Consider the following 12,415-nt stretch of genomic DNA (forward strand, 5'->3'; position numbering starts at 1 on the left):
ATGTTTGCGTTTTGTCCAGTCATGGAAACGCGATGTGGCCCGATTACCGTATGACGATCCGATCGAGGCCGCCGCCGAGCATGGCGAAGTGATCCTCGATGGCCCCGACGGGCTCGCAGCGTCGCTAACCCCCACCGCTGCACGCCGATCGGCCAGAAAGCTCGCCAAGGCTGCAGAGACCGCCGAACGCGATCCCGCCGCCGAAACGCCATAGCCGCGCGCCCGGTTTTTGCGGCGCGTTAACCCGACTGGCGTACACGTTCGGCGATGCCGTTCCGCAAAATCTTCCTGAGTCGATGGAGCGCCTTGTTGTGGGCGGCGGGTATCCTGTGGACCGCAATCGATACGGTCGGGTTCGGTCCTCCGGCAAATGGGGCGGCGACGATAGCGAACGCGTCGGTTGGTACCGATGCGGCAGGCGTAGCGGTGAACGCGGACGATCTGGCCACACTGGCCAACGCCATGAAGTCCTGAGCGCGCCCAGACCTTGCCGCAGTTAGCGCTTCGGCGCCGGCTTCAAATCGATCGACTGGATGCGCCACGTGCGCTGTGCCGTGGTTGCGCCATCGATATCGCCGCTGCGATGCAACGTGGCCGAGCCGATCTCGTACACCGGGGTTCCACCGCGCTTCAACCGCGCATAGACCTGGACCGGCACCGTGACATAGCGTTGACCGGCCCCCGCATCGATCGCGCCGGGCGCACCGACATTGGCGTGGTATTCGCTGTAGGCGGTAAAACCTTCCGCAAAGGCGGCCGTGTCTGCCTTCGGCTCGCGCAGTGCGAGCGCCTGCGCGTACTTCCGTTCGCCGAGGAACGCGTAATAGGTCTGCACGACGTTGGCCGCACCTTGCGCGCTGTCCGGGGTGAAGGGGGCTTCGGAAACCGGCGTCCGGTCGTCGGGCAGTCCGCCCGGCGTTCCCGGCGCCGGCGGATCGAGCGGCGTGCGTTCGGCGCTGTTGCTCCCGGTGGCGGCTGTCACATCGTTTTCGGTCACCGCGTCGGGTTCGGCGATCTCGACCGGCGCGTCCGCGTTATAGGCATCGACGCTTTGCTGCGCGCGGACGGCCGCCGCGTTGATGTCGATGCTATTGGTCTGGCTGGGGGATGTCCCGGAACACGCCGCGACGAATACGAGCGGCAAAGATACGGTCAACAAACGCTTCATGACTGATACTCGTCAAACAGAAGAGGGTCGGGCCCGATAAACGGCGCACCCGGTTGCCCGTTCCTCCCGCCCCGTCGCGAAACGGCGAAGCGTGCCAGACACCGGGCATCAGACCCACCCGGGATACAGCCTCAAGAGACCGCGGACGGGGCCGCCGATCGGCCCGTCCGCGGCACCCCGTCACGGCCGCAAGGCGGCGTCGTCGCGATCGCTCAATTCGTCGTCATCGTCGGCGGTGTTGCCGTCGAGCTCGTCCTGGACGTCGTCTTCGTCCTCATCGTCGTCGCTCTCATCGGCATCGGGGTCTTCCTCGCCGACTTCATCGTCTTCCATTTCGAGATCGTCGTCATCGTCGTCGCGCGTCCCGATATCGGGGGCGATATCGGTCAACAGCGTGCCGTCGCTCGGCCCGTCGCGGGTTACTTCCAGAATTTCCGCGCGCTGGCTCTCGTCATAGCCTTCTTCGTCGAAACCGTCGTCGCCCGTGCCCTCGCCGGGTACCTGATGTCCACCGATGCTCATCTTCGCTCTCCCGACGCTCCCGCAGAATGCGGGATCGTTTCATCAGCGAACCGTGCAAGCGGGGAACGGTTCCGGCTTTGCCGATTAAACTGCGTCAACTGGGGCGAAATAACCGCCCGCGCTCGACGATCGCTGCGATCACGATACCCGATACGCCCGCCACCAGAAACCCCAGATGGAGCGGCACCGTCGTCCCGTCGAAGCTGCGGCCGATCGCCCAGCCGACGATCGCGCCCATCGTGATCCCGAAGAACCCCTGCACGCTAGACGCGACGCCGGCGATCGACCCCATATTCTCCATCGCCATCGCCGACATGTTCGAGGTGGCGAGGCCAAAGCATGCCATAGTGATCGCTTGCAGCAGCACGAAGACAAGCAGCGGTTCGTCGCCGAACCAGCCGACCACCGCGCCAGTGCCCGACGACAGGATCATCACCACCAATGCGGTTTGCGAAATGCGGCGCATGCCGAGTGTCATCACGATCCGCGAGTTGAGCAGATTGGCGACCGCCATCGTTCCCGCCGATGCCGCGAATACGCCGCCGAGCCATTCGGGACGGTGGAACACGCGCTCCATGATCGGCTGGATCGACCCGAGATAGCCGAAGATCGCGCCCTGCGCGATCAGCGCGGCGATCGTGTAGCCGACCGAATAGCGGTCCGACAGCGTCTGGCGCCAGCCCGCCAGCGTCGTCTTGATCGACAGCGGCGATCTGTTTTCGGGGCGCAGCGTCTCGGGCATGCGCAAGACGAACCAGATCAGGCACAGCAATGCGCCGCCTGCGATCACCTCGAAGATCAGCCGCCACGATCCGATCAGCAGGATCCCCTGCCCGATGCTCGGCGCGACGATCGGCACCGCCATGAACACCATGAAGGCAAGGCTCGTCACCTGCGCCATCGCGCGGCCCGAGAAGCAATCGCGGATCAGCGCGATCGTCACGACGCGGCTCGCGGCAATCGCGAGCCCGCTGAGGAAGCGCACGGTGAGCAGCAGCGGGAAGCTGTTCGCCAGCCCCGCGCACAGATTGCCGATGATGAAGAGGACCAGCCCGACGATCAGCACCGGGCGCCGGCCATAGCGATCGGTCAGCGGACCGTGGATCAGCTGACCGATCCCGAGCCCGATCACGAACACCGTGATGATCAGCGGCGCATCGACGATCGCATCGACGCCGAGCCGGCGGGCAATGTCGGGCTGGGCGGGCAGCATCGTGTCGATACCGAGCGACGCTAGCGCGATCAGCGACGCGATCAGGGGGACGAACTCGACCAGCCGCAGCGGGGGCGAGTCCATCATCGGGCGTTGCGGGGACACAGACATGCCGCGCGCAATGCCCGAGTCGGCCGCGCTGGTCACCCCGCAAAGCGTGCAGCTGGTCCGCACGTCGTTGCAACCGTCGCGGAACGGACATCGAAGCGAGGCATTCTCCAGTCTCCACCTGAGAGGAGCAAGGCAATGAGCATTTTCGGTATGATCAAGGACGCGATCTGGGGCCACAAGCCGGCACCGGTCGAAGCAGCCCCCACCCCGGCACCGGCTGCAGCTGCGCCTGCCCCCGCCCCTGCGGCTGCCCCGGCTGCGGCTCCCGCGCCCGCAGCGCCTGCTGCAAAGATCGACGTCAACGCCGTCCTGACGCAGAAGGCCGCCGAAAAGGGCCAGCCGCTCAACTGGCAGACCTCGATCGTCGATCTGATGAAGGTGCTCGATCTCGACCCGAGCCGCGAAAACCGCACCTCGCTCGCGCACGAGCTCGGTTACACTGGCGACACCAACGACAGCGCCACGATGAACGTTTGGCTGCACAAGAAGGTGATGGAGAACCTCGCCTCGTAACGCGCCTAATTTGACGAAACCATTGGCGGATCGCGGTGTTTCCTTTGTGACACCCGCGATCCGCTGCGACCGACTTCCGGCGGTCAGCGACGTTTGCGTTGCGCCTTTTTGCAATGCGCTCCGACACGATTCCCGTGTCCATCGAAACCGCTCTTTCACTCTTCGTCGCCACAAAGCTTTGATGCGCTTACACAAACCCGTTCGCAGGCTATTCACACCGGCTAAGACACCCGACCGGGATACGCAACGCGGCGAGGCACTCCCGATGTTGGGCGTTGCGGCCGCGCTTGGCGGAATTGTCGGCGCGGGCTCGCTCGCCTTCAGCGACGATGGGCGCGCCAGAATCGTCGGAGCGGTGAAACCCGTCGCGGTACAGGCCGGCCTCATGCGTGCCCGCGCGCCGCAGCCGGGCGACGCGTGGGGCGGTTGCGACGATGCGCGCGCTGCCGGAACCGCGCCGATCTATGAGGGCGAGCCGGGCTACCGTCCGGAGATGGACGGCGACTCCGATGGCATCGCCTGCGAGCCGATTCGCTAGAGCCGATCCGCGTTTTACGGCACGCAGGAGTGGCCCGCTGATCCCCGCGGGGCTGACGCGGCGGCAAATCGGCGCTATCTTCGCGCTTTGCCAGTATCACGGACGCGTCTCATGCTCGACACCCCCACCGCCGAAGTCCCGCCGCTGTCGCTCGCCGACGAAGCCGCCGATCCTGCTGCCTTTGCCGCGGCGCTGGGCGATTCGTTCGAGCGGTTCGGCTTTGCGGTCGTGTCGGACCACGGCGTCCCTGCCGAGCTGATCGCGCGCGCCTGGGCGATGACCGAGGCGTTCTTCGCGCTGCCCGAGGACACTAAGCGCAGCTATTTCAGCGCGGGCGGCGGTGGTGCGCGCGGTTATACGCCGTTCAAGACCGAAATCGCCAAGGGCGCGACGCATGTCGACCTCAAGGAATTCTGGCATGTCGGCCGCGAACTGGCGAAAGGCCACCGCTTCGAGGCGCAGATGGCGCCGAACGTCTGGCCCGACCAGCCCGAGGGCTTCCGCGAGACCTTCATCGAACTGTTCGCCGCGCTCGACGTCGCGGGCGACCGGCTGCTGTCGGCGATCGCGCGGCATCTGGGGCTCGCGCCCGACTGGTTCGACCATGCCGTCAAGGACGGCAATTCGGTGCTCCGCCTGCTGCATTATCCGCCCGTCCCCGCCGACGCGGCCGAAGTCCGCGCTGGCGCGCATGAGGACATCAACTTGATCACGCTGCTGCTCGGCGCCGAGGAAGCCGGGCTGCAATTGCTGACCAAGGAAGGCGAATGGCTGCCGATCAAGCCGCCTGAGGGCGCGATGGTCGTCAATGTCGGCGACATGCTCCAGCGGCTGACCAACCACGTCCTGCCCTCGACCACGCACCGCGTCGTCAACCCGGCGCCCGAACGGCGCGGGCATTCGCGCTATTCGATGCCGTTCTTCCTCCACCCCGCCCCCGATTTCCTGATCGAAACGCTGCCGTCGACGATCACCGCGGAACGCCCCAACCGCTATCCCACGCCGATCACCGCGCATGACTATCTGCACGAGCGGCTGGTCGAGATCGGCCTGGTCAAGAAATAGTACGTCACCCCGGACTTGTTCCGGGGCCCACTCCTCCGCTAGCGCAATCGGCGATCGGCGCGCTGATCGGGGGATCCCGGAACGAGTCCGGGGAGACGAAGGTGTGACTGCTATGACCAAACCGCTCCGCATCGCGCTCGCCGGGCTCGGCACCGTCGGCGGCGGCGTGATCCGCTTGCTCGACACCAACGGCGCGTTGATCGCGCGCCGCGCGGGGCGGCCGATCGAGATCGTCGCGGTTTCGGCACGCGATCGCAGCAAGGATCGCGGCGTCGATATGAGCCGCTTCGCATGGGTCGACGACACGACGGCGCTCGCGCATGCCGACGTCGACGTCGTGGTCGAGCTGGTCGGCGGCTCGGACGGCCCCGCGCTCACGCTCGCGCGCACCACGCTTGGCGCGGGCAAGAGCTTCGTCACCGCCAACAAGGCGATGCTCGCGCATCACGGGCTCGAGCTCGCGCGCGCTGCCGAAACGGCGGGCGTGGCGCTCAAGTTCGAGGCGGCGGTCGCGGGCGGCGTTCCGGTGATCAAGGGCTTGCGCGAAGGTGCCGCCGCCAACGAGATCGAGCGCGTCTACGGCATCCTCAACGGGACGTGCAATTTCATCCTGTCGAAGATGGAGGCCGAGGGGCGCGACTTCGCCGACGTGCTCGCCGAGGCGCAGGCGCTCGGCTTTGCCGAATCCGATCCGAGCTTCGACATCGACGGCGTCGACGCCGCGCACAAACTCTCGCTGCTCGCCAGCCTCGCCTTCGGCACGCAGCCGGCGTTCGGCGACGTCGCGGCGACCGGCATTCGCCACGTGCTCGCCGCCGACATCGCCGAGGCGGCGGCCCTCGGCTATCGCGTGCGGCTGCTCGGGCTTGCGGAAGCTGGCCCCGGCGGCTTGTTCCAGCGCGTCCATCCGCATCTCGTTCCCGTCAGCCATCCGCTCGCACACGTCACCGGGGCGACCAATGCCGTCGTCGCCGAGGGCAATTTCGTCGGGCGGCTGCTGTTCCAGGGCGCGGGCGCGGGCGACGGGCCGACCGCAAGCGCCGTTGTCGCCGACCTGATCGACATAGCACGGGGCGAATTCGGCCCCGCCTTCGCGATGCCCGCTGATGCCTTGACCGCGCAGGGCCCGGCCGATGCCGGCGAGCGGCGCGGGCGCGCCTATGTGCGCTTCACCGTCGCTGATCGCGTCGGCGTGCTCGCCGAGATCGCCGCGGCGATGCGCGATGCGGGCGTTTCAATCGAGAGCTTGATGCAGCGCGGCGCTCATGCCGATGGTTCGGTGCTGGTCGCGATCGTCACGCACGAAGGCCCCGAGCGGAGCGTGGCGCAAGCGCTCGAGCGGCTGCGCGGGTCGCAGAGCCTGGTCGGGCAGCCGTTGTGGATGCATATCCTGGGGTAAAATCCCTCCGGTCCCTGCGCAAGAGACCGTCACCCCGGGCTTGTCCCGGGGTCCACCGTGACGCCAATGCTGTTCTCGTCGTCCGTGCGGCCCGGTGGACCCCGGGACAAGCTCGGGGTGACGACGGTGGGGGCCACTGCCCTCAGGGCAAAATCACCGACTTATGCGGCGTATCATCGAGCGCGATCGCAACCCGCCCCGATTTGTCGGGCTTCTTCTTGAACGCCCGCCCGACCCCGTGCGCGACGTCGCCGGCGAGCATCATGAAATCCTTCGCCTCGCCCGGTCGCTCGCAGCAACTGTCGGGAGCGACGACCTTCTGGATCAGCCGCACGATTTGCGTCCCGCCCTCGAAGAACTGCACGCCGCCGGCACAGCCGCGCTGCATCGTCGCGCACGGCGAGCTGTCCTCGACCGCCATCGCGCCGATCCCGGTCATGTCGGGATTCGACGGCTTGGGCCGGTTGAGCACGACTTCTTTGGGATAGGGCAACGTCTGCGACGGCAGCGGCTTGCCGCACACGACGATGTCGTCGGGATCGACCGCCTTGCCGCGCCGCGTGCACGGCTCGCTCGCAACGGGCTGCAGAATCGAGAACGCCGTCGGCGCCGCCGGGGCGGGCACGGCGGGGGTCGCGGCTTGCGCGGCGAGGAGCAGCAGCATCATGAACCCGATACTCCGCTGCAATCATGGCGAATTTCAGGCGATCTTGGCGACCCCCAAGCGCGGCAGCTCGATCGCGGGGCAGCGGTCCATCACGACCTTGAGCCCTGCCGCCTCGGCCCGCGCCGCGGCGGCTTCGTTGACCACGCCCAATTGCATCCACACCGCCTTGGCCCCCGCCGCGATCGCTTCGTCGACCGCGTCGCCCGCGGCGGCGGAATTGCGGAAGATGTCGACCAGATCGATCGGATCGCCGATCTGCGACAGGTCGCGAAACACGAACTCGCCGTGGAGATGCTCGCCGGTGATCTGCGGGTTGACCGGGATCACGCGATAGCCGTGCTCCTGGAGCGTGCGCATCACGCGGTAGGACGCGCGATCGGGCCGGTCCGACGCGCCCACCAGCGCGATCGTGCGGGTTTCTTCGAGCAGGGTGCGAAGCTCGCTATCGCTGGTGATCGGCATCAAGCATGTCCCCCTTGGGCGTTGGCAATCCAGCCGGCGACGTGGCCGGCAATCTGCTTGAACGCCACCGCCTCGGGGCCGTTCCCGGTGACCGGCGGCTGGCCGGCGTCGGAGGCGACGCGCACGCGGATGTCGAGCGGGATGCGCCCCAGGAAGGGCAGCCCCAATTCCTTCGCCGCCGCTTCCGCGCCGCCAGTGCCGAACGGATCGGAGACTTCGCCGCACGACGGGCAGACATAGCCCGCCATATTCTCGATCAGGCCGATGATCGGCACGCCCGCCTTGACGAACAAATCGATCGCTCGTCGCGCGTCGATCAGCGCGAGGTCCTGCGGGGTCGAGACGATCACCGCACCGGTCGGCCGGTATTTCTGGATCATCGTCAGCTGGACGTCGCCGGTGCCGGGCGGCAGATCCATCACCAGCGTGTCGGCGGCGCCCCAATTGGCGTCCATCATCTGCGTCAGCGCGCCCGCCGCCATCGGCCCGCGCCACGCGATCGCCTGATCGGCGGTGACAAGCATCCCCATCGACAGCATCGGCACGCCGAACGGCGTCTGGACGGGGTTGAGCACCTTGTTGTGCGCGGTCGGCTTGAGATCGGCGACGCCCATCAACCGTGGCTGCGAGGGCCCATAGATATCGGCATCGACCAGCCCGACGCGCCGCCCGGCCTGCTGCAAGGCGATCGCGAGGTTAGCCGAGACGGTCGACTTGCCGACGCCGCCCTTGCCGCTGCCGACCGCGATCGTCACGCGCTGCTGCCGCTGGCTGGTCAGCGCGACGCGGACCGTTTCGACCCCCACCACCAAGCCCGCCGCGCGGCGCACCGCGTCTTCGAGCGGGCCGTGATCGGCGGCATCGAGTCCGCTCACATCGACGATCACGCTCGCACGGGCGTCCTCGATTCGGCCCGTCGCGCGGGTGCCCGCGACGAGCGAAAGGGCGGCGTTGAGTGCGGCATCGGGCGAAATCGGATCGGTCATGCGCGCCAGATAGGCGTCATGGACACGCTTGCCACTGTTTTTCGTCGCGAGCCGCCCCTATAAAGGTTGCATGACGATCCTATCGCGCTGGTTTTCACGCCCCTCCCTCCAATCCGCCGATGGCAAGGGCCCGTGGGGCAGCGGCGGCGCTGGTGGCGGCGATGACGACAAGAGCGGCGGCCCGCGCAATCCCTGGGCGCAGCCCCCCGGCGGCAAACCGCGCGGCACGACGGCTGCGCCAAGCGCGCTCGACGAATTCCTCAAGCGTGCGCGCGGCGGCGGCAACGGACCCGGCGGCTTCGGCGGTGGCGGGCGTCCGCGCATCCCCGGCGCGCCGAGCGCGACCAATCTGTGGCTGATCGCGGTCGGCGTGATCGTCGTCGCCTGGATCATCCTCACCAGCTTCCATTCGATCGGGCCGCAACAGCGCGGCGTGGTGACCTTCCTCGGCCGCTATTCCGAGACGCTCGACCCCGGCATCCGCATGACGCTCCCCGCGCCGTTCGTCGATGTCGCCAAGGTCGATGTCGCGGCGATCAACACCGAGACCTTCCCCGATGAAGGCGATGGCGGCTCCGAAAGCGACAAATTGATGCTGACGAGCGACCAGAACATCGTCGATCTCGATTATTCGGTGCGCTGGCAGATTTCGAACCCGCAGGACTTCGCCTTCCAGATCGCCGATCCGCGCGGCACGCTGCGCGCCACCGCGATGAGTGCGATGCGGGCGGCGGTCGCCACCGCGACGCTCGACGACGCGATCGGCAGCGGGCGCAACGCGATCGAGGTCAAGGTCCAACAATCGATGCAGGAGATTCTCGACGGCTATAATGCGGGCATCCGCATCCAGGGCGTCGCGATCCGCGGCGCGCAGGCGCCGGCGCAGGTCTCCGACGCGTTCAAGGAAGTCTCCGCCGCGCAGCAGCAGGCGCAGAGCGACATCAGCAAGGCGCGTGGCTATGCCCAGCAGGTGCTCGCCAAGGCGCAGGGCGAGGCCGCGGCGTTCGACGTGATCTACGCCCAGTACAAGCTCGCCCCCGACGTGACGCGCAAGCGCATGTATTACGACACGATGGAGCAGGTTCTGTCCAAATCCGATAAGACGATCATCCAGGCTCCCGGCGTCGTGCCGTATCTGCCGCTGCCCGGGATCGCCAAGCGCCTGCCCGACGCCGTTCCCGCCGCGCAAGCCCAGGGAGCCGCACAGTGAGCCGCACTTTGCTCCGCAATCCGATCACGCTCGGCATCGTCGCGCTGCTGCTGCTGATCGTCGCCGCCAGCTCGGTCGCGATCGTCCCCGAGACGCGCCAGGCGGTGATCCTGCGCTTCCAGCAGCCGGTCGCGACGATCAACGAATACCGCCCGAACGAGGTGTTCGGTCGCACCGGCGCGGGGATCAACTTCCGCGTGCCGTTCATCGACCGGCTCGTCTGGGTCGACAAGCGCGTGCTCGACGTCGAGCTCGACAATCAGCCCGTGCTGTCGACCGACCAGACCCGGCTCGAGGTCGACGCCTATGCGCGCTTCCGCATCGTCGATCCGCTCAAGGCGGTGATCTCGACCGGCAGCACCTCGGTCACCGAGCAGCGCATCAAGGATCAGCTCCAGCCGCTGTTCAGCTCCTCGCTGCGCAACGAACTCGGCCGCCGGCCCTTCGCCGCGCTGCTCAGCCCCGAGCGCACGCAGGTGATGGGCAACATCCGTGCAGGGCTGCAGCGGCTCGCGTCGCAATATGGCGTGCAGATCGTCGACGTCCGCATCAAGCATGCCGATCTGCCGACCGGAACGCCGTTCGACAGCGCGCTCAACCGGATGCGCACCGCCCGTCACCAGCAGGCGCTGACGATCCAGGCACAGGGCGCGCAGACCGCGCAGATCATCTCGGCGCAGGCCGATGCGCAGGCGGCGCAGATCTATGCCGCGGCGTTCAACAAGGATGCCGAGTTCTACGACTTCTACCGTGCGATGCAGTCGTATCGCTACACCTTCGCGCAGGACGGCAAGGGCTCGACGAGCTTGGTCCTGTCACCCGACAATGCCTATTTGAAGGAATTCCAGGGTCGCCGGTGATTCGACGGCCCCGTAACGGCCCGCCAGCCGTTGATATTCAATCGCCGTTCAGCAACCATGGCTAACAGCTATCGCGTTGCTGCCAATTGGTAGACGAGAGGAAACGACCCTAGTGCGCTACGCCTACGCCATCACCGCCGCCCTGCTGCTCAGCGGGACCGCCACTGCCATCGCGTTGCCATCCGCCGGGGGCGCGCAGACCGCCCAGAACGAACCCGCCGTGATGGCCGCCGCCGCGCCCCGCCCCGGCGCGCCGATGAGCTTTGCCGATCTCGTCGCCAAGCTCCAGCCCGCGGTCGTCAACATCTCGACGAGCCAGCACATCACCCAGGCGCAGCCCGCCAATCCGTTCGCCGGCACCCCGTTCGAGGGTCTGTTCGGCCAGCAGCAGGGTCAGGGCGGCGCTGCTCCCACGACCCGTGAGGCGACTTCGCTCGGTTCGGGCTTCATCATCTCGCCCGACGGCTATGTCGTGACCAACAACCACGTCGTCGCTGCAGGCGCGAAGGGCGCGACGGTCGACTCGATCACCGTCACGATGACCGACCGCAAGGAATATGTCGCCAAGCTGATCGGCCGCGATCCAACTTCGGATCTGGCGCTGCTCAAGATCGACGCGAAGAACCTCCCGTTCGTCAAGTTCGGCGATTCGGATGCGGCGCGCGTCGGCGACTGGATCGTCGCGATCGGCAATCCGTTCGGCCTCGGCGGCACGGTGACCGCGGGGATCGTCTCGTCGCTCCACCGCGTGACCGGCGCGGGTGCCTATGACCGCTTCATCCAGACCGATGCGGCGATCAACCAAGGCAATTCGGGCGGCCCGATGTTCGATCTCAACGGCAACGTGATCGGCATCAACTCGCAGATCCTCGGCAGCACCGGCGGCGGCAATATCGGCATCGGCTTCGCGATCCCCGCGACCGACGCCAAGCCCGTCATCGAAAAACTGATGAAGGGCACCAAGATCGCGCGCGGCTATCTCGGCGTCGGTCCGCAGCCGATCGACGACGATCTCGCTTCGTCGTTCGGGCTCGCCAAGAACAAGGGCGAGTTGCTGCGCAGCATCGAGCCGGGCCAGCCGGCCGACAAGGCCGGCCTCAAGGTCGGCGACATCGTGCTGCGCGTCGGCGGCAAGGACGTGAATCCCGACCAGTCGCTCAGCTATCTCGTCGCCAACGTGACGCCGGGCACGCGCGTCCCGCTCGACATCGTGCGCCAGGGCCGCCCGCAGACGATCATCGCGACGATCGGCACGCGTCCTTCGGAAGACGCGCTGCTCGCCAAGGCTAATGCCGATGCCGATAGCGACATGTCGGACGACAGCGATACGCCGACCGCTGGCCAGGCGGCGTCGAACCCGCTCGGCGTGACGGTCGCGACGCTGACCCCGCAGATCGCGCGGACCTTCGGCATCGATTCGTCGGTGTCGGGCGTGGTGATCGGCATGGTCGATCCGGCAAGCGATGCCGGCGCCAAGGGCCTCAAGCGCGGCGACGTGATCGTCTCGGCCAACGGCGTGCCCGTCGCGACCCCGGCGGCGCTGGGGTCGATCGTGATGCAGGCCAAGGCCGCGGGCCGCTCGCAGGTCGCGCTGTATGTCGTGCGCGGGCGTCAGCCGGCATTCTTCATCGGCGTGAAGCTCAAGAAGTAAGGTCAAAGATTAAGCCCCTCCCCTTCAGGGGCTGTCTCTTATACACATCT

The 12,415-nt window shown here is 67.2% G+C and carries 15 protein-coding genes; 9 read left to right on the plus strand and 6 right to left on the minus strand.

Annotated elements, in window-relative coordinates; genetic code table 11:
• Positions 1 to 34: 34 nt before the first annotated feature.
• Complete coding sequence (locus tag QN347_RS13655; protein WP_133187111.1) at positions 35 to 214, plus strand: hypothetical protein; 180 nt, start codon at positions 35 to 37, stop codon at positions 212 to 214.
• A gap of 53 nt (positions 215 to 267) precedes the next feature.
• Positions 268 to 474 carry a hypothetical protein gene (locus tag QN347_RS13660; protein ID WP_322159790.1) on the plus strand — a complete coding sequence of 69 codons (207 nt, stop codon included), beginning with the start codon at positions 268 to 270 and terminating at the stop codon, positions 472 to 474.
• 22 nt (positions 475 to 496) lie between these two features.
• On the opposite strand, the gene QN347_RS13665 is transcribed toward QN347_RS13660, so the two are convergent.
• From QN347_RS13665 to QN347_RS13675, 3 genes are all read right to left on the minus strand, one after another.
• The gene (locus tag QN347_RS13665; RefSeq protein WP_133187107.1) at positions 497 to 1,168 is read right to left on the minus strand and encodes a hypothetical protein; all 672 of its coding nucleotides are present in this window, start codon (positions 1,166 to 1,168) and stop codon (positions 497 to 499) included.
• 180 nt (positions 1,169 to 1,348) lie between these two features.
• Positions 1,349 to 1,690 carry a DNA primase gene (locus tag QN347_RS13670; protein WP_133187105.1) on the minus strand — a complete coding sequence of 114 codons (342 nt, stop codon included), beginning with the start codon at positions 1,688 to 1,690 and terminating at the stop codon, positions 1,349 to 1,351.
• Between the two features lie 94 nt (positions 1,691 to 1,784).
• A complete protein-coding gene (locus QN347_RS13675) occupies positions 1,785 to 2,987 on the minus strand; it encodes a multidrug effflux MFS transporter (protein ID WP_323494061.1) in 1,203 nt (400 codons plus the stop codon).
• A 162-nt stretch (positions 2,988 to 3,149) separates the two neighbouring features.
• Here QN347_RS13675 and QN347_RS13680 point away from each other — a divergent pair, with 162 nt between their 5' ends.
• The 4 genes from QN347_RS13680 (at position 3,150) to QN347_RS13695 (ending at position 6,529) form a co-directional block, all read left to right on the plus strand.
• A complete protein-coding gene (locus QN347_RS13680; RefSeq protein ID WP_322159793.1) occupies positions 3,150 to 3,527 on the plus strand; it encodes a DUF3597 domain-containing protein in 378 nt (125 codons plus the stop codon).
• Between the two features lie 265 nt (positions 3,528 to 3,792).
• Entirely contained in the window at positions 3,793 to 4,065 is a 273-nt protein-coding gene (locus QN347_RS13685) for an excalibur calcium-binding domain-containing protein (protein WP_322159795.1), read from the plus strand.
• A 111-nt stretch (positions 4,066 to 4,176) separates the two neighbouring features.
• Entirely contained in the window at positions 4,177 to 5,130 is a 954-nt protein-coding gene (locus QN347_RS13690; protein ID WP_322159797.1) for an isopenicillin N synthase family dioxygenase, read from the plus strand.
• A 112-nt stretch (positions 5,131 to 5,242) separates the two neighbouring features.
• A complete protein-coding gene (locus tag QN347_RS13695) occupies positions 5,243 to 6,529 on the plus strand; it encodes a homoserine dehydrogenase (RefSeq protein WP_322159798.1) in 1,287 nt (428 codons plus the stop codon).
• Between the two features lie 142 nt (positions 6,530 to 6,671).
• Here QN347_RS13695 and QN347_RS13700 read toward each other — a convergent pair whose 3' ends face one another.
• Genes QN347_RS13700 through QN347_RS13710 form a run of 3 tightly spaced genes read right to left on the minus strand, consistent with a single transcriptional unit; the run spans position 6,672 to position 8,644 of the window.
• Positions 6,672 to 7,196, minus strand: coding sequence for a hypothetical protein (locus QN347_RS13700; RefSeq protein ID WP_322159799.1), 525 nt, complete (start codon positions 7,194 to 7,196; stop codon positions 6,672 to 6,674).
• 33 nt (positions 7,197 to 7,229) lie between these two features.
• Positions 7,230 to 7,658: a CoA-binding protein gene (locus tag QN347_RS13705; RefSeq protein ID WP_322159800.1), complete on the minus strand. Its 429-nt coding sequence runs from the start codon at positions 7,656 to 7,658 to the stop codon at positions 7,230 to 7,232.
• Positions 7,658 to 8,644, minus strand: coding sequence for an Mrp/NBP35 family ATP-binding protein (locus QN347_RS13710; RefSeq protein ID WP_322159802.1), 987 nt, complete (start codon positions 8,642 to 8,644; stop codon positions 7,658 to 7,660). The genes QN347_RS13705 and QN347_RS13710 overlap by 1 nt, the downstream gene beginning before the upstream one ends.
• 70 nt (positions 8,645 to 8,714) lie before the next feature.
• Between QN347_RS13710 and QN347_RS13715 the strand changes: the two genes are divergently transcribed.
• From QN347_RS13715 to QN347_RS13725, 3 genes are all read left to right on the plus strand, one after another.
• The gene (locus QN347_RS13715; protein ID WP_322159804.1) at positions 8,715 to 9,854 is read left to right on the plus strand and encodes a protease modulator HflK; all 1,140 of its coding nucleotides are present in this window, start codon (positions 8,715 to 8,717) and stop codon (positions 9,852 to 9,854) included.
• Positions 9,851 to 10,714 carry a protease modulator HflC gene (gene hflC, locus QN347_RS13720; RefSeq protein WP_133187085.1) on the plus strand — a complete coding sequence of 288 codons (864 nt, stop codon included), beginning with the start codon at positions 9,851 to 9,853 and terminating at the stop codon, positions 10,712 to 10,714. The genes QN347_RS13715 and hflC overlap by 4 nt, the downstream gene beginning before the upstream one ends.
• Before the next feature lie 112 nt (positions 10,715 to 10,826).
• Positions 10,827 to 12,365, plus strand: a complete 1,539-nt coding sequence (locus tag QN347_RS13725) for a Do family serine endopeptidase (protein ID WP_133187083.1) — start codon at positions 10,827 to 10,829, stop codon at positions 12,363 to 12,365.
• Positions 12,366 to 12,415: the final 50 nt, after the last annotated feature.

This window comes from Sphingomonas sp. 10B4 (genome assembly GCF_035019905.1).
Classification (GTDB): domain Bacteria; phylum Pseudomonadota; class Alphaproteobacteria; order Sphingomonadales; family Sphingomonadaceae; genus Sphingomonas; species Sphingomonas glacialis.

What these genes read in the sequence shown, in the direction of transcription:
- QN347_RS13660 (WP_322159790.1), top strand. Translation starts at nt 268, where the DNA reads ATGCCGTTCCGCAAAATCTTCCTGAGTCGATGGAGCGCCTTGTTGTGG.
- QN347_RS13665 (WP_133187107.1), bottom strand. Translation starts at nt 1,168, where the DNA reads ATGAAGCGTTTGTTGACCGTATCTTTGCCGCTCGTATTCGTCGCGGCG.
- QN347_RS13670 (WP_133187105.1), bottom strand. Translation starts at nt 1,690, where the DNA reads ATGAGCATCGGTGGACATCAGGTACCCGGCGAGGGCACGGGCGACGAC.
- QN347_RS13675 (WP_323494061.1), bottom strand. Translation starts at nt 2,987, where the DNA reads ATGGACTCGCCCCCGCTGCGGCTGGTCGAGTTCGTCCCCCTGATCGCG.
- QN347_RS13680 (WP_322159793.1), top strand. Translation starts at nt 3,150, where the DNA reads ATGAGCATTTTCGGTATGATCAAGGACGCGATCTGGGGCCACAAGCCG.
- QN347_RS13685 (WP_322159795.1), top strand. Translation starts at nt 3,793, where the DNA reads ATGTTGGGCGTTGCGGCCGCGCTTGGCGGAATTGTCGGCGCGGGCTCG.
- QN347_RS13690 (WP_322159797.1), top strand. Translation starts at nt 4,177, where the DNA reads ATGCTCGACACCCCCACCGCCGAAGTCCCGCCGCTGTCGCTCGCCGAC.
- QN347_RS13695 (WP_322159798.1), top strand. Translation starts at nt 5,243, where the DNA reads ATGACCAAACCGCTCCGCATCGCGCTCGCCGGGCTCGGCACCGTCGGC.
- QN347_RS13700 (WP_322159799.1), bottom strand. Translation starts at nt 7,196, where the DNA reads ATGATGCTGCTGCTCCTCGCCGCGCAAGCCGCGACCCCCGCCGTGCCC.
- QN347_RS13705 (WP_322159800.1), bottom strand. Translation starts at nt 7,658, where the DNA reads ATGCCGATCACCAGCGATAGCGAGCTTCGCACCCTGCTCGAAGAAACC.
- QN347_RS13710 (WP_322159802.1), bottom strand. Translation starts at nt 8,644, where the DNA reads ATGACCGATCCGATTTCGCCCGATGCCGCACTCAACGCCGCCCTTTCG.
- QN347_RS13715 (WP_322159804.1), top strand. Translation starts at nt 8,715, where the DNA reads ATGACGATCCTATCGCGCTGGTTTTCACGCCCCTCCCTCCAATCCGCC.